A 17,584-nucleotide genomic window follows, 5' to 3' on the forward strand; every position below is an offset into this window, starting at 1 on the left:
GCGACCGTCAAATGACCAGGAGCTGTGAAGCGCCTGCTTACTTGCCGTGACGGCGCGCAGGGTCCACACTGGCAACGCCTTGGCGGGCGGCATCCCCTACTCGATTCGAAGCTCGGCGTGCGACCAACCGGGAACGCATATGGCCTGGTCACCAAACCTGGATGACATCACACGAATACTTGACCTCATCGGCACGCCGTTGGCGCTGGAGGTACTCGATGGTCTCGGTCACCACCAGAGCACGGTGGCCAGCGTGCCGCCAAATTGCGATCCAACGATCATCCAAGCCGCATTGGAGGTTCTCTTCGCCGCTGGGGCGATCGAAAGTTACGCCGGAGGGAACCTTTTGGTTGGTCCAGTAGGGCTGACGCAGGCAGGGGAGCGCCTCCTCGACGCCCTACGCATCGTCGATCGAGCATCTGATATCAAATATTTTCCGGCCTCTTATTGGCGGCGGGAATTCCGGCACGAAGTAGACACTTTGGGTCGTCGTGGCGTGCAATTTGCAGAAAATCTTGACAGTGGCGCCCGGTTCGGTGAACCCTGATCCCGGATTTGTCGTATAGCCGACATCGACAGTTTCTGCGCGGAATCCAGGGATGGTGTGCGAGGGTGCCGTGGGTGAAGGGGTGAACTTCCAGAATCTTCGCCAGCTCAACGATCTCTTCCGGCACCGCCACGATGCGCTGATCTTGCTATGCCTCGTCCGGGCCACCATAAAGGCACGACGGCCAGTCCATTTCCGGGAACTAGCCAGGTCGATCATGGAGCAGACGGGCAGCTACATAGCGGACAGTGACCTGAGTCGGAGCCTGCCACGTCTCAAGCACAGCATGCTGGTGGCCGTCCACGACGAAGGCACCCGGCGCCCGTCCTATGCGCCCACCCCCTTGGCGAGAAACAGGCCGCCCTACTCACGTTCATCCTTGATGCGGTCGAACACCGCACCCAAGAGCTCAGCAGCAGCCAAGCGCGGCAGAGCACGCCGGAGTAGCGCTTGGAGCACAAGGTCGCCGGCACGAGCCCTGGTGCGGCCAGTTTCTCAGGAGTCCGGGTCCGCCTTTGTGTGGCTGCTGTCGTGCTGGGGCGGGGCGGGTTGGCGTCGGGGGAGGCGGACGGTGTGACCGTAGAAGGTCCGGATGTCGGCGAGCACTTCTTCGAATTCGTCGAGGTCGATGGGTTTGGTGACGTAGGCGTTCGCGTGCGCGGTGTAGCTGTCGTCGATGTCGCTGGGTGTGGCGGAGGTGGTGAATACCACGACCGGGATGGCTTTGAGGTCGTCCTCGGATTTGATCACGGCCAGCACCTGCCGGCCGTCCATCCGGGGCATGTTCAGATCGAGCAGGATCAGGTCTGGTCGAGGCGCGTCGGTGTATCCGTCCTGCCGACGTAGGAACGCCAGCGCTTCGGTCCCGTCTTCGACGTGGTCCATGCTGACCGGGGCCAGGTGGTCTGCGAAGGCACTTTCCACGAGGGCGAGGTCGCCCGGGTCGTCTTCCACAACCAGTACCCGCAACGGTGCCGTCTGGCCATCTGTCAAGGATAAGCAACCTTCTATGCGTAGCGACGCCGGAGTGGGTGGTTAAGGCCCGAACGGCGTGCTGGCGGGCCGCGGTGAGCGTACGCCGCGCGGCGGTCGCTCGCACGATCTGCCCGCACGATCCGCTCTGAAGATCGAACCGAGGTGCGAACTCGTCGCGGGACTTCTAGGCTGGCGCTGATGGATCGTGATGACCCCTGTACACAGTGTGGTGGCCTGGTCGGCAGCGAACGGACCAGTGCCCATCCGAGCGGTGTCATCGTCGAGTACGGGCGTTGTTCGTGTTGCGGTGCTCTGTATCGACGGGTGACCGAGTTCGGAGAATATGACCTTTCCTCGCGACCGTGGGTGAAGATGACGCCGCCACCGTCGCCGACATCGTTGCCGTTTCGGCGGCGCAGACACCGCTTCGCCGGACCCCCACGACGGCAGCCTGGGACGGTTCGCCCTCGCCGCTGACGGCCGACCGCCGGGGCAGGTACATGCCATCGCCGCCTTCGGCGTCCTCGCTACCGGCCATCCCCTCCGCTTCTTGCCGCCACGCAGCACGACGTGGAAGCGGCCAGACCGTCCACCGCCAGACCTGGGTCAGGCGCCCGAACCTGGCGCACCGCGAGCCTCGATCCCATGCACAGCTCGTACATGCCGAGCAGGCCGTTGCAGCCGCCGCACAATGGCCCCGCACGACTACCGCCGTCCGGGACAGCACCGGTGGTCGTGGTCGACAGCGAACGCCTTGCCATCGGCCGCAGCGAAGAGTGGTAAGGCGCCCAACGCTGCGTGGATTCATCCGTGTCGGCAAATCTTCCTGCGACGGGCCTTGTGACGCGGTGACGATCAGGGCATGGCGCCCCGGCGCGTCCGGGACGCGCCTGAAGGTCTCCGCCCGCCGGTGGAGCCGATGCACGCTGCCCCGGTTGATGAGCTGCCGGCCGCACGGGGGTGGGCTTACGAGCCGAAGTGGGACGGCTGGCGGGCCCTGGCGTTCTGCTTCCACGACCGGGTCTACCTGCAGTCCCGCAGCGGCAGGGCGTTGTCCAGCTACTTCCCGGAGATCACCCGCCTGGTCCGTGAACACGTGCCCGAGGGGACGGTCCTGGACGGCGAGTTGATCGTGTGGGAAGCGGACCGGGGCCGCACGAGCTTCGCCGCGCTGCAGCGGCGCGTCACCGCCGGACCGTCCGTGGTGCGGATGGCCCGGGAGTCCCCGGCCCACTTCGTGGTCTTCGATGTGCTGGCCGAGGCCGGCACAGTCCTGTTGGCCCAGCCGTTGGGCGAGCGTCGCGCCCGGCTCGAAGTGCTCCTGGCGGACGCTCCAGCGACGCTGCAGCTGTGCCCACAGACCACCGACCTGAACGTCGCCGACGAGTGGATGCAGTCGTGGCCCGCGGCGGGCGTGGAGGGGATCGTGGCCAAACGCCTCGACGGCCGCTACCAGCCCGGCCGGCGGACCTGGCGGAAGTGGCGGGCCAGGTCGACGACGGAGGCAATCGTCGGCGGGGTGACGGGCAGCGTCAGCGATCCGGCGACGCTGCTGCTGGGCAGGTACGACACCAACGGCCGGCTCCGGTACGTCGGCCGCAGCCACCAGCTCGTCGTGGTGCGGCGGCGCGAGCTCGCGCCGCTGCTGGCCCGCTCCCCGCAGCGACGGCGCGGTGGGATCGATCATCCGTGGCCGCAGCCGCTGCCGGCGTCGTGGTCGGGGCAGTGGGATCGCCCCGAGCCGCTGCCGTATGTCCAGGTGGAGCCCACGGTTGTGGTCGAGATCGCCGTCAACGGGGCGTTCGAGCATGGCCGTTGGCGGCACCCAGTGCACGTGGTCCGGCCCCGGCTCGACATGTCCGTCTTCGACGTGCCGCTTGGCACGCGTGACGAGCCGTGACCGCGCCTACGGTGCCGAGGACCCGCCCGGCGGCGGTACCATGCGGGCCTCAGGGTGCCGGACCTCATTTTTGTGGACGCCGCCCGGGGAAGGTCCCACCCAACGGTGTCAGGGATGTTGATATCTGGTCGTTTTCTTCGCGATCCCTGGCGCGGTTCCCGGCAGACAGGCCCGCTCAGCTGTAGGGCACACAGCTTGTGTGTCGGGTGGCGACATCGGGGCTGTTGAATGCCGTCGGCGGATGCTGGGCGGTCAGGAGTAAGACAGTGAACGCCATCGCTATAGCTGTAGGTACTACTCTCATTACAGTACGCGGCTGCGTGGTGGGTTAGACCGTCTGAGTCGTGTCGGTCCGGAGGTGGTAGGTGTGGCTCAGCCGTCGACTGCCCCGCCGCGCGGTGGCCGGACGCTTCTGGCGCTGTGGGGCTTTATCGCGGCCCTCGGGTTCGCGGGTGCGGCGTTGCTGTGTTCGGTGTCGTCGGAGGTGGCCGGCTCGGCGGTGTTCGGCTCTCCGGGCACCCAGGCGGTCCTTGCGGTTGCCCTGCTGATGACGTTGGCCGGGACCGTGGTCGCCTGGCGACCCGCTGGCTTTCCCGTTCGCGTACGGCAGTTCGCGGTACTGCTTCTGGCCGTCGTGTCAGGGGCTACGACGGTGGTGGCGGTGGGCTTCTTCGCCGGCGGGGAATGGGCGGACGTCGGGATTCTGCTGCTCCAGTCGGCGGTCTTCGCGGCTGTGATCGCGACCCGTATCTCCCGGCTGTCGACCGTCCGCGCCTCTGGTTTGGAGCGCCATGTCGCAGGAGATCCTGGGCAAGCTTCAGCGAATCCAGCAGCAGGCAGAACAGCTGAGTAACTTCGTGGCTAGCCTCCAGGCCGGTGCTCCGCAGGGCGCGGACGGGTATGACGCCACCGAGCAGGTTCGGGTTGAGGTGGGGGCCGATGGGCTGCCGACCGGGATCCGGGTTGAGTCCGGGTGGCAGGACCGGCTCGGCCCGCACGCGGTTGGGCAGGCGGTTGTGGAGGCGTTCGCGGCCGCGGTAGCCAACGGTATGCGGGCATGGTCCGACAGCCTGGCAGCGACGTCCTGGCATGCCAGGGCAGCAGAGCTGGACGCTCAGGGCAAGTTTCCTGCCGCTAGCAATCAGGTGGCGTTCTCGCCGCCTGCTGTTACTGGCTCCGCAGGTAGGCGAGACCCGCAAGAGGTGGCTGAAGACGTCCTACGTGCCAGTGAGCGCCTGCGGCAGCAGACAGCCGCGCAGGCGCTGGTCGGTGTAGGCACCGACGTGTCCAGGAATGTCGCCGTCACCCTGTCCCGGTAAAGGAGCGAGCCGATCCCGCGGTGCGGCTGCTGACGGCCGTCAACGAGGGCGACGGAGCGGCCGCCGCCAAGCTTTCGTGTTGGCCTCCCGGAGCCCTCACGACTCCGAACTCTATTGCGATGTGCTTTGCCGGCTCGACCTCGACGCGGTGCACGCCGCCGTGGCCGCCGGCAGGCCGAGGGCCATCGAAGTCGTGCGCGGGATGAGAGCACCTCCGGGCCGACCTGTCCCGGGAGGACGCTGTCCGGATCGTCACGTGGTTGCACTGGATCCAGGCGTGGGCGGCCGCCAACGGCGACCTTGACCTGCTGGAGGAGGCCGCTGAGGTGCTCCTGGCCTGGGACGCGCATTGGGACCGGTGGCAACCCCAACGGGAAATCCGGGCCTGGATGGCCACCCTGCACGGGGAGCCGGCCGCAGTGGTGGCCCGCCTACTCCGGCGAAACCCCGACGCCGCCCGGCATTTCACAGAGCTCAACGAAAACCGCCGCGTCGACGAGCGCATCCGCCGCGCCGTCCGATGAGGACTGAGCAGCCGTGCAGGGTCACCACGACTCTCGCCGCCGAGTGGTACTGAACGTCGACAGCGGACGCCGACAGGCGGCCAGCCAGGTCGTACGTCCGGATGCCACGGGTCTTCCATCCGACGCCGGACGGGCAGTACGCGGACTCCGCGAGCGGCCCAGACCAGCGCCATGAAGACGCACTTCGGACCGGGTGCTGCGTCCGACCGCGCCGGGGCGATCGCCGTCGTGTCGGGGCCATGGCCGCCTCAAGATCATGATATGAGGCCGAGGATGGCCTGATCAACTGGCGGCTGGCCCATCGGATGCCACGTCATCGAGATCGACGGGCTCGGCGACGGCGCCCGACCCGCCACCCAGACCATCTTCGGACCCGGCCCCGACGGCCGCGCGGTCCCACGGATGCACCCGCAACGCACCCGCGCCGAGCTGGCCGCCACCGGCTTCGACCTGCAATGGCTCAACCAGACCGGTGGCCTGTTCGCCAACGCCGCCTACGCCCGCCCGTACGGCGACCTGGTCGGGCAGCTGGTGTTGTTCGCCGCGATGCTACTGCTGGTCAGTCTGCTGGCCTGGATCCGGCGGCTGACCCAACCCGCCCGGCAGCACCGCTTCCTCAGCGCAGACGGCGGCGGTCGTGCCGGGCTGGGTGGCGCGCCGGCAGTGTTCCCATCCAGGCGGGAGGTGGCCGCGCGGTGAACGTCGCGACCATCATCGTCATCCTCGCCGGCGGCGCCACCGGCGACGGGCGCGAACGCGGCTTCATTGGGGGCCAGGCTCACCTGATCGGCAAGGCAACATCGCCCGATCTGCCTCATCCGATCGGGATATCAATGTCTTTCAACAAGTCATGACGGACGAACGACCGCACGTGCCGCCGCCCGTTGCGCCGTCACATCCGCATCCCGCCCGCCCGCGCCAGCCTGGGGGTCCTCGCCGCAGCCGCCGACGAACCGGCCGCCCACGAAAGGGAGCAACGCTGCCCCTGTTTTGACCGTCTTGGCGTGCCGGTGTCGGTCATCGCTCTGGTGGTATCTGCCGCAGCTTGGCTGTACCCGGACCGTTCCAAACGCGGCAGCTCCCCAGCCTTCATGAAGGGCCCGGGCTAAAGCCATCCTCTGGAGCCGAAGCCAATCGCTGGCCCGGCATTTGTTCAAGCGTGACGGGGTGCCGGCACAATGGTTAGAATCGGGGAAATTTATAGGGTCAGACGGATTTAGTGGACCAGCGCCGCACTGACCAAGGGAGCGTCGTCCTGGAAGGTCAACGGTTGTGGAAGGCCAGCCTGGGTTCGGCCCAGGTACCCGTCAACTCTACCCTGGCAATGTCATTCGTAGTGATAAACGTTGTTAGGTGACGGGTCGCACCGGTCGACCATCGCCGGATGTGGACTTGCACAGGCTGGTTCGCGCCGAACGGAATAAATTGGACAGTATTCCCTCCAATCCACGTCGAAGCGCTTCCTTGCGACGATATGAACCTGAGGTGTAAACCACCACCCTGAGAGTAATTAGCCCCTTCAAATCCGTTCGACTGGACGGAGTTATCGACGAACCTTGCTTGGGCGGGTGCACTGGTCGCAACCATCGCGCCTATAGCCGCGACGGTTGCGGCAAGGGCAACCATTAGTCGCCTGAATTTCGGCAGATCCTGCATAATTCCTCGTCTTTCATTACCGGTGTTGAGAGCTAAACAGTTTCCGACATCGCAAGATTCCGATCTTGCTGCATCAGCACGTCCGAGTGAACTCAACACATCGATTCCTTGGTTTGGGGCGGAGGTATCTCGTCCCGCTGTATTGGACACGATGTTCCTACGACAGGGTCAAGTTCGTGTGAAATTCCTAACGTCGCGCCCGGAGTGGTCGCACGGTGCGGGTGGGTAACAATTAGAGGATCAGATGCTCCCTTAACGCTCGCGACGCTCACGGCATGCCAGCGCTCACGCGACTCGACAACGGCATGGGTGTTCACCACCCATCTCATGCCGCCACCGGCGACTTCCTGTGCGAGACTGTCCTCTGCATACCAAGCGCTACCGAGCCATCGTCAGACCACTAGGACCTTTCCGCCAAACAAAGCGTCCTGGTGCCCGCGAACCCGGGCACAGGAGGTTTCCGATCTACCGACGTCATTTTGTTCGATATCCGGTTGCCCAGGACCGCAGGCGTGAGGGCGAGGGCTCGACGGTTTCACGTCAAGCCCTCACGCTCATCCGATACTTACCGGCAGGCTGCAACTGAAGTCAATTACCAGTAAAAGACATGCCCAGCGACGCGCCTAGGCGCAAGAGTTTCAACGGTAGGTAACTACAAAGCCGGGAAGGTCCCAAGTCCCAGACAAAACCACATATCGAATTTCGTCATTAATCATGACGAAATTCGCGATTGCGCGGTTTGCGCCGGTCGAATGGCGTTTAATGTGCACTTGCACCTGCTGCGCGGGACAATCACTCGGTACCGTGATGAGCCAGTGGCCTTTGGGAAGCCATGACGAAAAACCGGGGTTGTCAGTGCAGAAGTTCCAGACGAACCTGACGTGCAGGCCACCACCCTGAGAATTATTACGTACCTCGAGAAACCGCGCTTGGACAGAAATGTCGGTAGACTCGGCCCGGGCGGGCGGGCTTACCGCCACCATAGTTCCCAGAACCGCGACAATGGTGGCGAGGGCGATCAGCAGGCGCCTAAATGTTGGTACAATCTGCATGGTTTCTCTTTCTTTCGTTACGGGGAATAGCGGGTCGGACAGTATCGACATCGCTAGGTTGTTACTTCACGGCCTGAGCGCAGGCTAGTCAGGGAATTTTACGGCCAAGTCATCAAGTGTCTCACGCAGAAACGACGCCCTTTCGGAAACCTCCAACAATTGCGGTTCGGGACGAAGCATCTCGTCGCGCCTCATTGGACACGATGTTCCAAGGACAGGGTCAAGTCTGGTCGACGAAGGTGTCAAACCGGTCCAGGTAGATGTTCGACAGGATCGGTGACGCGACGCCGCCCTGCGGCGCACCGCTGAGCATGGCGTGCCACCGCCAGTCCTGCAGATACCCGGCCGTGAGCATGTTGGACACCAGCCGCAGGAACCGGCCGTCGTGGATCTTCTCCGCCATCGGCGAACTTCGGTGGTGGCTGCGGCTACGGATTTCGCTGCGTCTGCTGCGGCAATGCCGCACTCCTATGGCAGCGGTGAAGCTGTCCAGACCGCCGAAATGCGACAGCCAGCGGCGGGACCAACGGCGCGACAGCAGCGCGTTCGTGCTCGCCAGAGATCTTGGCGGCTACGCCGGAGGGCCGCGCGCTGTCGGCGGCATGTGCGGATACGTGGTCAAAGCCTGTCTGCGGCCGATGCGCCAGTTGCCGTGGCGGGTTCCTTCGGTCCGTGGGCGAGCGGCAGCCAGGGAGGACACGATCGTCCATCACGCCTCCGCGTCGGCCAGTGCCTCGGCCACCAGGTCAGCAATCTGCTGCGGGTGCACGTACCAGCATGTCACCCCCAACCACACCGTCCTCAGGTGTGACCCGTCCTTCGCCGCGAGGTACACGTTCCAGCTCTCCGCTTCACTCAACGACAGTTGCTGGCCCCCTGCGAGGTTCCACCGGGTCTCTGCATCAAAGACGTCTACGTCGGTGACCTCGATCCCATGGACCCGCAGCTGATCAGACACTTCGGCGATCAGCGTGTCCACGTCGAATGCAACGTCCGCGGTCGGCTGTTTGGTGCTCCGAGCACAACAGGCGGTCAGGGTGACGGAGCATTCGACCGAGGTGCCGCTCGCGGCGGCGGTCAGCGCATAGATTCCGTCGGTGAACTGAGCCGAGATCCGCCCGGCACGGTGAACGCCGAGTTCGGTCTCCACAACCGCTATTCATCGCCCGCGGGTGTCGCAGGTTCGAGCCCTGGGCAGGATTCGAACCTGCGACCCCGGCGGCCAAGTGACGATCAGGCAGAGGATCAAGCTGACACCAGCAAGGCATCTGGACCCAACGCGGGAGGCGGTTAACGTGGATCAGGCCGTGAGCGAGCTGCGCGACGTACAACACCGGAGAGGTTGCTAACCCTCGCCCGGTCCGTCAACCGGGCGCAGCCCACCGCGCGGAATCGCGTTTGGCGGCCCGCGACGTCGCGTCGTCGTGGGCCGTAGCCATGATTCGCGCCGCGACCAGATCGGCCGGTGACCGGACCCATGCTGGACGGGGTGCCCCACTGCCCCTACCATGCGGTTCGGGTATAGGTTCGGCGGGTGGATGTGGTTGCCGCCTGTCGGGCCTTCGTCGCCGTCAGCGGCCACGGCAGCTTCACCTCCGGCGCCGCCGCCGCCGGCATCCCTCAGTCGGTCGCCAGTCGCCGCATCGCCGCCTTGGAGGACCACTTCGGGGCGCGGCTGTTCGACCGGTCGTCCCGGGCGGTCCGGTTGACGTCGTTCGGGCGGGAGATGCTGCCCACGGCACGGCGCCTGGTCGACCTCGCCGACGCCATGGCCGACGACGCCGAGCGGGCACGGATGCGTCCGCTGCGGGTCGCCGTGCCCGAGATCTGCCCGCCGAACCGCCTCGCCGCCCTGGTGACCGCGGGCCGGCGGCAGCGGATCCACCTGCAGGTACGGCCGGCCGGTCCGCAGGAGCGCGCCCGGCTCTGCCAGACCCTGGAGGTCGGCGCCGGGATCGTGGCGGTCCCGGAAGCGACGGCGTCCTGGCGGGTTCCGCTCGGGCTGGCCGCCCGAACGCCCTTCCCGGCGCCGACGGTGTTCCTGGAGACGCTGCGCAGCGGCCGAGCCCGCACGCAGGCACGCCGGCGAATCCTGATCCAACCCGAGGACGACGTCGCCCACCTGCGTGACCCGCTGACCCGCGCCGGCCAGTCCGTCGGGCTGGCACCGGCTCAGGTGACGGTCGCACCGTCCCTCGTCGACGCCGCGGCGGCGGCCCTCGACTCCCCCGATCTGCTGCTCTGCTCCCGCCAGCAGGCCGAGGACTTCGCGCTGCACTGGTGCCCCCTCACCGAACCCCGGCTCCTGCGGGGATACGACATCGCCGCCGGCGTACGCGAGGACCTCGAACAACTCAGAACGGTCCTGTACGCGGACATCGCGCGATGCCTGGGCGCGCCTGACGGCCACCCGAGGTCGACCGGGGGTTCCCCACCCGGCCACCGCTCGGCGGGAAATCCGGCATGAGCGCCACCGCCGTCGTTCGCAGCGCGCGTGACTTGCTCGACGAGGCGGGGCTGCACGGAGCCTTCCTGGTCCGCAACCTCGACACCGGCGAGGAGATCGGCTTCGACGCGGACACGCCGTACCCGTCGGCGTCGCTGGTGAAGGTGCCGCTGGCGGTCGCCGTTCTGGAACGGGTCGCGCGTGGAGAACTCGACCCGGCGATGGCGGTCGACGTCCCGCCCGGCCGGATCACCACCCCGGGCCCGACCGGGCTGAGCCGCTTCCGCCACCCCGCGCGGCTCGCCGTGGACGACCTGCTCTACCTGAGCACCTGCATCAGCGACGGGGTCGCCGCCGACGCCCTGTTCGACCTCACCCCACCGGCCGCTGTCGCCGCCGAGCTGCGGCGACTGCGCGTCGAGGGCATCGCCGTGCGGCACCGGATCAGCGACCTCACCGAGACGCCGGCGGAACACCTCGGCCCCGAGGCGCACCTGGCGCACTCCCTCGCCATCGGTGCGGCAACCGCCGGGCAGGGCCACCCCGTCGCCCAGCTCGACGTCACCCGCGCCAACGCCGGGTCGGCTCGGGCCTTCGTCGACCTGCTGCACGCCCTCTGGCGGCCGTCGGCGATCCATGAGACCACCGCCGCGCGGGTACGCGCGCTGATGGGCGACAACCTGCTCCGGCAGCGGCTCGCCCCCGACTTCACCTCCGACGCGTCCCGCTGGTCGTCCAAGACCGGTACCCTGCTGCACCTGCGCCACGAGGTGGGAGTGGTGGACCACGCCGACGGACAGTCGTACGCGGTCGCCGCGCTCACCGCCTCCCGGGTGCCCGCCGTCGCGCAACCCGGTAGCGAGGCGACGATGGCACAGGTCGCGCGCACACTGCACGACTACCTGCGGACAGGCACCCTTCCGTGGTGGGGGTAGTCTAGTTTTCCTTTGGTCGCCGAGCGGAGCTGCTGCCTGCGCGCCACGCGTACCAAATGTCGAGCCCGATGTCCAGGTCTTGCCGTCCGGGCTGCGGATCTTCTGCACCGGAGTCGGCGCGCAGTACGTGCCGTCCGCGGCCAGGATCGCGTACGCGTTGGCCAGTTCCAGCTGATCTGGGGCGCGCGGGTCACCATCAGCTCGTTCAGGCCGCTTCAGCGCGGCGAAACCGGACGCCTCCGTGCCGACTGGTTGGCAACTCGGCGGCGGCATGGAACGCCCGCCCGGCGACGACCAGGCTTCCCGCCTCTCACCGACGTTGGCGTCGGCCGCATGTAATCAGGTAGTCCCGAGAAATCGGCCGAGGAAGTCTCGGGTGAGCTCGGTGACTCCTTCGAGGTCGCTCTCCAGCAGAAAGTGCCCACCGTCCAGAAGGTGGACTTCGGCGTCCGGCAGGTGTTCGCCAAAGGCCTTCGCGCCTTCCGGCGAGAAAATCTGGTCGTTGCGGCCCCATACCGCCAGCACGGGAACTCGACTGGCCCGCAGGTGCTCCTGGAGCCGGGGGTAGAGCGCGCGGTTCGTCGGGTAGTCGCGGAACAGGCGCAGCTGCACCTCGGCGTTGCCCGGCCGTTGGAGCAGTGCGTGGTCCAGGGTCCAGGTGTCGGGGCTGACCACGCTGGGATCCGGTACGCCGTGGGTGTACTGCCAGACGATCGCGTCGCGCTCCAGGGCGGTGCGTATGGCCGCCTCGGTCTGGGCGTTCGGGTTCTCGCCGTACGCCCAGACCGGTTCCCAGAAGTCAGGGACGAAGCCAGCCTCGTAGCCGTTGCCGTTCTGGGTGATGACGGCGGTGACCGGGGCGCCCGGCTGGAGGGCGAGCCGCCACCCGATCGGCGCGCCGTAGTCCTGGATGTAGATGGCGTACCGCTTCAGGCCGAGTTGCCCGAGCAGTCCGGCGGTGAGTCGGGCGAGCGAGTCGAAGCTGTAGTCGAACTCGTCGACCGTGGGGCTGTCCGACTGGCCGAAGCCGAGGTGGTCGGGTGCGATCACGTGATACCGGTCGGCCAGCCTCGGGATCAGGTCGCGGAACATGAAGGAACTTGTGGGGTAGCCGTGCAGCAGTACCACGGCAGGGGCGTCGGGTTCCCCTGCCTCGCGGTAGAAGAGCCGCTTCCCCTCGACGGTGACGTGCCGGTGAAACACTCGCATTTCTAACCTCCAAAACCTGTTCATGCCCTACAGCACCCGCCTGATCGACGGCGAGCCGCGGGATCTGCTTACTGACCTGTCGAGGCCCGTTTGAGACTGCGAGAGCTCGGCGAGACAGGCACCGGGAGTTGGACGCCGTACGTTCCGCCCTTTGCTGCAAGGGCGTGGCTCGCGGTGATTGGACGGCCGACCCCTCGCGCCACCCCTGACCTGCGTGCATCACGCCCCCGCCTGACGGCGACGCGACTGGGCGGTGTGCTAGTTGAGGGTTTCCCATGTGGGTTGGCTAGGTGAAGCCTGGGCCCAGCCGTCCGAACCGTCCACGCTGGCAACGTAGTTGCGAGGCGCGCCGCCAGAGCGGGGGTGCCCCGGGCCATCCTGGCCGGGGCACCCCCGTACGCGTCGGGCGTCGAGCCTGACTGGGTCAGCCTGCGAGCTGCTTCTGCAGGGCCTCGGCGTCGTGGATGGCGGACATGTGCAGGAACTTCCCGTCGCGAATCCGGTAGATGGCGTACTCGATAATCTCGATCGACTTGCCGGTGGGAGCCGCCCCGAGCCACTCCTTCGCAGGGGTGCCGGTGTTGAGCAGACGGGCGGCCAGGCTGTCGCCGTTGATGGCGAGTTCCTGGGTCTCCCAATGGAAGTCGGGGACGGCGTCGATGATGCTGTTCAGCTGTGCGACGAGGGCCGCGCGGGAACTCGGCTCGCTGTGCATGACGATGGACTCGTGGACGAACTCGTCCATACGGTCGAACTCGTGCGCGTTGAGGGCCTCGATATAGCGTTCGTAGAACTCGCGCAGGTTGGTGTCGGACATGAGTCTTCCCTTTCTGTGGCCTCGGACCGGGCTGGGGCCGAGGGGTATCTCGTCGTGAGGCTCGCCCGTGGAGGGCGTCTCGATAAGCGACAACGTGAGCCTCGCGAATTCTGTTCCGATCGGTACGGAAGAACGCCGAGGCTCCTCCCTGACCAGGCAGCTCGACGACGGCGTCAGCGCGTAGCCGCGCATGGCGCCGCACACGATCCGGCTCGGTCGGTTCGCACCCGGACGCGCGGCCGGTTTCTCGGCACCACCGATCTGTGAACGGCCGTGTGCCTCGCAGGCACCGCGGCCGGTCAAAGCTGGGCGATCACGACCTCCGCCGCTCCGGCGATGAGGGCGTTGTCGTAGCTGGCGTCCTTCTCGTCCCGGCTGGAGAGCACCGCGAGGACGATCGGCGCGCGATCCGGGGGCCAGATCACCGCGATGTCGTTGCGGGTGCCGTACCCGCCGGCGCCGGTCTTGTCTCCGACGACCCAGCCGTCGGGAACACCGGCCCGGATCAACTCGCCACCGGTGGTGTTGCCCCGCAACCAACCGTTGAGGATGTCGCGGTCCGCGGGTTCGAGGGCGTCGGCGACGGCGTACGCCCCCAGATCTTGGGCCAGGGCCCGGGGGTGCTGGTGTCCCGCGTGTCGCCCGGCGTCGCCTCGTTGAGCTCAGTCTCGTAGCGCGCCGCGTCGGTGACCTTGTCACCAATCTTGCGCAGTTCCTTCTCGAACCGCTGCGGTCCGCCGAGGTGACGCAACAGCAGGTTGCCGGCCGTGTTGTCGCTGTGCCGAACGGCGGCGTCGGCGAGAGCACGCAGCGTCATGCCCTCGGCGACGTGCTGCTCGGTGATCGGCGAGTAGGTCACCAGGTCGTCCGCCGAGTACCGCACCACCCGGTCCAGCTCGGCGTCCGTGGTCTCGTCGAGGACCTCGGCGGCGGCCAACGCCTTGTACGTCGAGGCGTACGCGAACCTCTCCTCGGCCCGGTACCCCACGGTCCGACCCGTTCCGGTGTCGATCGCGTAGACCCCCAGCCGCGCGTCGAACCTCTCCTCCAGCCGTCGGAACTCGCGGTCCCGGTCGGCGGCGGTGGACGCGGTGGCCGTCTTCTCACGGTCCCGCGTCGGCTGTTCAGCGGCGTCAGCGTACACGGCCAGGGACACCGCGGTCAACGCGGTCAACGCGGTCACCAGACGGTGTGTCGCAAGAACCATCATTGCTCCTTCTTGGTGCCGTGGACCCGACGCGGGCAGCGCCGCGTCGGCAGGACTCGACCCTGACAGGAATCCGGCATGCGGTCGAAGACCGAAGCGGCGGTCTTCATGCCGATCCGGCATCAGCCGACCCGACGAGGGACAGATCCACGTGGAACTGGCCTGATGTCTGGCGTCCCGGGATGATCCGTTCATCGATCTTGTCCTTGTCATCCGATGGCGAAGCCCAGCCGTCCACGCCATGGACCTGCCGGTGAAAATCCGCACGAACGCCACCGTTACCAGCGACGTACAGAGCACCGCCCTCGCCGAGCTGGGCAACGTACGGGTCAACGTGAGCTTCGACGGGTTCCGTCCCTCATCCCACGGCCGCTTCCGCACGGGCAGCCCGATGCCGATGTCGAGGAACTGGCGAACGCCGGCATCGACGAGGAACCGCACCACCCGGGCGAGAAACTCTCGGTTAGGCGAGCGGGTGTGGTTCACCGGTAAGGGCGGCCAGTGCGGCGGCGACCTCGTGGATGGTGGCCCGGATGTAGGTGGTGGTGGTGGTGGTGGTTCCGGCGTCGGCGCCACTGTCACTGTGGCCGGCCTAGGCTAGGGCGTCGAACGCCGACGCCGTCGTCATCGTCGCCGCGGCGTCCGCCGCCGCGCTGGTCGAGGCGTAGGGCCGGCCGTCAACCTGGCACCGCCAACGCTTCCCCGGCCTGACCGCCCTGCAGGTTCGTCAGGACCCGTCGTGTGTCATCGCGGCCGTGTCCGCGGGAGTGACCGCCGTTGCCGTAGAACACGAGGTCGTCCGGGTGGTTGGCGAGGTGGGGTCGCGCGGGGAGTGGTCTGTTCGGTGATCAGATCGAGGGCGCAGTCCGTGCGGGCCCAACCCGCCAGCGGCCATGGGGCGGGATGCTCGACGACGGTGCGAAACGCGTGGTCCTGACTGTACGGCGACTGTACGACGACTCACCCGACCGCCGGAACGTCAGGTTGCGGGGTTGAGGATGGTGTTTTCCAGGTTGGTGGCGGTTTGGCGGGCGGTGTCGGGGATGATGTGGGCGGCCGTCGTGGAGGGCGATCTCTGGCAGGTCGGTCTGGGCGGTCAGGGTCCGGAACCGTTCGGTGAACGTTCGCGGGTGGTACGGGGTGCCGTCGCCGTTGCAGAACACGTAGCCGTCGTCTTGGTAGTGCCAGCCAGCGTGCGCCTTCTCGCTTTCCTGCCGGGCCCGGTGGAGGTTGAGGATCTCGACCAGTGCTGGTCCGATGGCGATGGTGCGGCGGCTGCTGCCTTTCGGTTCTTTCTCGACGACGCCGCCGGCGATGACGCCAGAGGCGGAGGAGCGTTGCCAGTGCACGTGGATGGCGCCGCCTTTGAGGTCGATCTTGGGCCATTTGAGGCCGGCGAGTTCGCCGCGGCGTAGTCCGCAGACGACGACCAGGGCCCAGGCGGCATATAGCCGGTCGTTGATGGTGTGGGCGAGGAATCTGGCGCATTGGTCGGCGGTCCAGACGCCTTTGCGGCCGCCTTCGGCCTTGTCGGCGCGGGGTTGACGTACTCGTGGTCTTTCGATGTCGAGGTCTTTGAGGGCTTTCATCAGGACCCGGTGGATGTGTCGGACCATGGCGGCTGATAGGGATCCGCCGGTGCGGTTGCCGTGGTGGAGCAGGTGTCGGTACATGTCGTGGATCTGGTGGCGGTCCAGGGTGTGTAGTTGGTGGTCGCCGAGGTGGGGGATCAGGTAGCGGTGCACGACGGTGCGGTAGGCGGCCAGTGTGGTGAGAGCGACGTCGAGGTCGCGATCCCGGAGCCAGCGCACGAGTTCGCCGGCGACCGACCCGGCGGCTGGTAGGGGCAGGTCAGTGCCGGTGCGGCGGCGGGCGGCCTGCACGGCGAGGGCGGGCGGCCTGTTCGCTGGCGAATCCGCGGCGTCTTTGCTGCCGGCGTCTGCTGTCGGGGTCGAACACGTAGAACCAGGTTCCGCGTGCCGGGTCCAGGTACACGGTCATGCCGGACACCCCCAGGGTCGTGTAGGTGGTCGAATGAGCTGTGCCATAGCTGGGAGACGGGTGGTGGTCGGCGTCGATGACGGCGGGGGACCAGTAGTCACCCGGATGGGTGGGCGCCGTTGTCTTTCGGCGGTCGTCGCGTTGTGATGGACGTAGCAGCATGGGCGGTACTCGATTGAACGAGTCAACGAGGACGCTCACAGCAAAGATCAACTCGGGCTGGACGTGGCATCAGCGGACCCCACGGGTCGGCAGCCGGCGGTGTTAGCCTGTGCAGGTCCCTGTACGTGAAGGACATCGACCGACATTGGCCGGCACCATGCGGCAGGACCGGAAGAACACTGGCAGTGTGGAGCGGTAAGGTCTACGTCGCCTATGAGTCATTTTAGTATGTCGACAAGGGCTAATTGTGCGCAAAATTGTGCGTAGGTCGGTGCGGGCCATCCTTATCGATGAGGACGACCGCCTAGTTTTGATCAAGCGGATCAAGCCGGGCTCGTCACCGTATTGGACAACGCCGGGTGGTGGCCTGGAGTCCACGGATGCCACGCTGGAAGCGGCACTGCGTCGGGAACTGCGCGAAGAACTGGGTGCCGAAGCAGACGGGTTTGCCCAGGTGTTTTTGTTCACCGCGCCGGATGGTGATGGCGTTTCTGTGCAGCACTTCTTTGCGTGTCGACTGGTCCGCTTGCACGAGGCTGAGCGCACAGGGCCGGAGTACGCTGATCCGTCTCGTGGTGGCTACGAGCTTGATCGGGTGACGATCGACGAGTTGTCTGCCGTGGATCTTAAGCCGGATGTTCTGAAGGGGTTCATCGCGTCCAACGAGGAAGCCCTGCTGTCGGTGTAGATCGGGCCCAGACCCGTCGACGGTCCTATGCTGAAGTTTGCGGACTGTCTGGAATGGCTCTTCATGAGAGCGCGACCCACCCGCCGCGGCCGGCGGCTGCGGCGGCGCCGCGGAAGCTTTCGGCTTTGGCAAGGCGTGATCGGGCT

Annotated in this window: 17 protein-coding genes and 2 pseudogenes; 10 read left to right on the forward strand and 9 right to left on the reverse strand. The window is 66.8% G+C overall.

Going from position 1 to position 17,584, the window contains the following annotated elements:
• Window positions 1-79: 79 nt before the first annotated feature.
• On the forward strand, window positions 80-547 hold the full coding sequence (locus Pflav_RS04280) for a hypothetical protein (protein WP_173033903.1): 468 nt from the start codon (window positions 80-82) through the stop codon (window positions 545-547).
• A 495-nt stretch (window positions 548-1,042) separates the two neighbouring features.
• Here the strand turns inward: Pflav_RS04280 and Pflav_RS04285 are convergent, their stop codons facing one another.
• The gene (locus Pflav_RS04285) at window positions 1,043-1,540 is read right to left on the reverse strand and encodes a response regulator (protein ID WP_173033905.1); all 498 of its coding nucleotides are present in this window, start codon (window positions 1,538-1,540) and stop codon (window positions 1,043-1,045) included.
• An 844-nt stretch (window positions 1,541-2,384) separates the two neighbouring features.
• Here Pflav_RS04285 and Pflav_RS04290 point away from each other — a divergent pair.
• The 6 genes from Pflav_RS04290 (at window position 2,385) to Pflav_RS04315 (ending at window position 6,119) form a co-directional block, all read left to right on the forward strand.
• A complete protein-coding gene (locus Pflav_RS04290) occupies window positions 2,385-3,422 on the forward strand; it encodes an ATP-dependent DNA ligase (protein ID WP_232070979.1) in 1,038 nt (345 codons plus the stop codon).
• A gap of 367 nt (window positions 3,423-3,789) precedes the next feature.
• The gene (locus Pflav_RS04295; protein WP_173033907.1) at window positions 3,790-4,275 is read left to right on the forward strand and encodes a hypothetical protein; all 486 of its coding nucleotides are present in this window, start codon (window positions 3,790-3,792) and stop codon (window positions 4,273-4,275) included.
• Window positions 4,214-4,741 (forward strand): hypothetical protein, encoded by a 528-nt coding sequence (locus Pflav_RS04300; protein ID WP_173033909.1) that lies wholly within the window; start codon window positions 4,214-4,216, stop codon window positions 4,739-4,741. Before Pflav_RS04295 ends, Pflav_RS04300 begins: the two co-directional genes overlap by 62 nt.
• Window positions 4,742-5,001: 260 nt before the next feature.
• Window positions 5,002-5,265: a hypothetical protein gene (locus Pflav_RS04305; protein WP_173033911.1), complete on the forward strand. Its 264-nt coding sequence runs from the start codon at window positions 5,002-5,004 to the stop codon at window positions 5,263-5,265.
• 402 nt (window positions 5,266-5,667) lie between these two features.
• On the forward strand, window positions 5,668-5,964 hold the full coding sequence (locus tag Pflav_RS04310) for a hypothetical protein (RefSeq protein WP_173033913.1): 297 nt from the start codon (window positions 5,668-5,670) through the stop codon (window positions 5,962-5,964).
• Entirely contained in the window at window positions 5,961-6,119 is a 159-nt protein-coding gene (locus Pflav_RS04315; protein WP_173033915.1) for a hypothetical protein, read from the forward strand. The genes Pflav_RS04310 and Pflav_RS04315 overlap by 4 nt, the downstream gene beginning before the upstream one ends.
• Window positions 6,120-7,559: 1,440 nt before the next feature.
• Here the strand turns inward: Pflav_RS04315 and Pflav_RS04320 are convergent.
• The 3 genes from Pflav_RS04320 to Pflav_RS04330 all read right to left on the reverse strand — a co-directional run bounded on the left by Pflav_RS04320 (window position 7,560) and on the right by Pflav_RS04330 (window position 9,123).
• Window positions 7,560-8,024 (reverse strand): hypothetical protein, encoded by a 465-nt coding sequence (locus tag Pflav_RS04320; RefSeq protein WP_173033917.1) that lies wholly within the window; start codon window positions 8,022-8,024, stop codon window positions 7,560-7,562.
• A 169-nt stretch (window positions 8,025-8,193) separates the two neighbouring features.
• A complete protein-coding gene (locus tag Pflav_RS04325) occupies window positions 8,194-8,376 on the reverse strand; it encodes an RNA-dependent RNA polymerase family protein (protein WP_232070980.1) in 183 nt (60 codons plus the stop codon).
• 306 nt (window positions 8,377-8,682) lie between these two features.
• Entirely contained in the window at window positions 8,683-9,123 is a 441-nt protein-coding gene (locus tag Pflav_RS04330; RefSeq protein WP_173033919.1) for a hypothetical protein, read from the reverse strand.
• Between the two features lie 384 nt (window positions 9,124-9,507).
• Here Pflav_RS04330 and Pflav_RS04335 point away from each other — a divergent pair, with 384 nt between their 5' ends.
• Window positions 9,508-10,440 (forward strand): LysR family transcriptional regulator, encoded by a 933-nt coding sequence (locus Pflav_RS04335; RefSeq protein ID WP_173033921.1) that lies wholly within the window; start codon window positions 9,508-9,510, stop codon window positions 10,438-10,440.
• Window positions 10,437-11,354 (forward strand): serine hydrolase, encoded by a 918-nt coding sequence (locus Pflav_RS04340; RefSeq protein WP_173033923.1) that lies wholly within the window; start codon window positions 10,437-10,439, stop codon window positions 11,352-11,354. Before Pflav_RS04335 ends, Pflav_RS04340 begins: the two co-directional genes overlap by 4 nt.
• Before the next feature lie 339 nt (window positions 11,355-11,693).
• Here Pflav_RS04340 and Pflav_RS04345 read toward each other — a convergent pair whose 3' ends face one another.
• From Pflav_RS04345 to Pflav_RS04370, 5 genes and pseudogenes are all read right to left on the reverse strand, one after another.
• Window positions 11,694-12,563: an alpha/beta fold hydrolase gene (locus Pflav_RS04345; protein WP_173033925.1), complete on the reverse strand. Its 870-nt coding sequence runs from the start codon at window positions 12,561-12,563 to the stop codon at window positions 11,694-11,696.
• 424 nt (window positions 12,564-12,987) lie between these two features.
• Window positions 12,988-13,380 (reverse strand): ester cyclase, encoded by a 393-nt coding sequence (locus Pflav_RS04350; protein WP_173033927.1) that lies wholly within the window; start codon window positions 13,378-13,380, stop codon window positions 12,988-12,990.
• A gap of 299 nt (window positions 13,381-13,679) precedes the next feature.
• A pseudogene (gene bla, locus Pflav_RS04355) lies at window positions 13,680-14,590 on the reverse strand (class A beta-lactamase).
• Between the two features lie 378 nt (window positions 14,591-14,968).
• Window positions 14,969-15,052 (reverse strand): annotated as a pseudogene (locus Pflav_RS44840) (SAM-dependent methyltransferase); the annotation flags it as partial.
• A gap of 383 nt (window positions 15,053-15,435) precedes the next feature.
• A complete protein-coding gene (locus Pflav_RS04370; protein WP_232070981.1) occupies window positions 15,436-16,398 on the reverse strand; it encodes a site-specific integrase in 963 nt (320 codons plus the stop codon).
• Window positions 16,399-16,997: 599 nt separating this feature from the next.
• Here Pflav_RS04370 and Pflav_RS04375 point away from each other — a divergent pair.
• Window positions 16,998-17,438: an NUDIX hydrolase gene (locus Pflav_RS04375; protein WP_173033931.1), complete on the forward strand. Its 441-nt coding sequence runs from the start codon at window positions 16,998-17,000 to the stop codon at window positions 17,436-17,438.
• The last annotated feature ends 146 nt before the right edge of the window (window positions 17,439-17,584 follow it).

Origin of the sequence: Phytohabitans flavus (assembly GCF_011764545.1) — a bacterium.
GTDB lineage: Bacteria > Actinomycetota > Actinomycetes > Mycobacteriales > Micromonosporaceae > Phytohabitans > Phytohabitans flavus.

Excerpts from the sequence above, each read along its gene's own strand:
- Pflav_RS04290 (WP_232070979.1), top strand. The coding sequence starts at position 2,385 with ATGGCGCCCCGGCGCGTCCGGGACGCGCCTGAAGGTCTCCGCCCGCCG.
- Pflav_RS04300 (WP_173033909.1), top strand. The coding sequence starts at position 4,214 with ATGTCGCAGGAGATCCTGGGCAAGCTTCAGCGAATCCAGCAGCAGGCA.
- Pflav_RS04310 (WP_173033913.1), top strand. The coding sequence starts at position 5,668 with ATGCACCCGCAACGCACCCGCGCCGAGCTGGCCGCCACCGGCTTCGAC.
- Pflav_RS04320 (WP_173033917.1), bottom strand. The coding sequence starts at position 8,024 with ATGTCGATACTGTCCGACCCGCTATTCCCCGTAACGAAAGAAAGAGAA.
- Pflav_RS04325 (WP_232070980.1), bottom strand. The coding sequence starts at position 8,376 with ATGGCGGAGAAGATCCACGACGGCCGGTTCCTGCGGCTGGTGTCCAAC.
- Pflav_RS04340 (WP_173033923.1), top strand. The coding sequence starts at position 10,437 with ATGAGCGCCACCGCCGTCGTTCGCAGCGCGCGTGACTTGCTCGACGAG.
- Pflav_RS04345 (WP_173033925.1), bottom strand. The coding sequence starts at position 12,563 with ATGCGAGTGTTTCACCGGCACGTCACCGTCGAGGGGAAGCGGCTCTTC.
- Pflav_RS04350 (WP_173033927.1), bottom strand. The coding sequence starts at position 13,380 with ATGTCCGACACCAACCTGCGCGAGTTCTACGAACGCTATATCGAGGCC.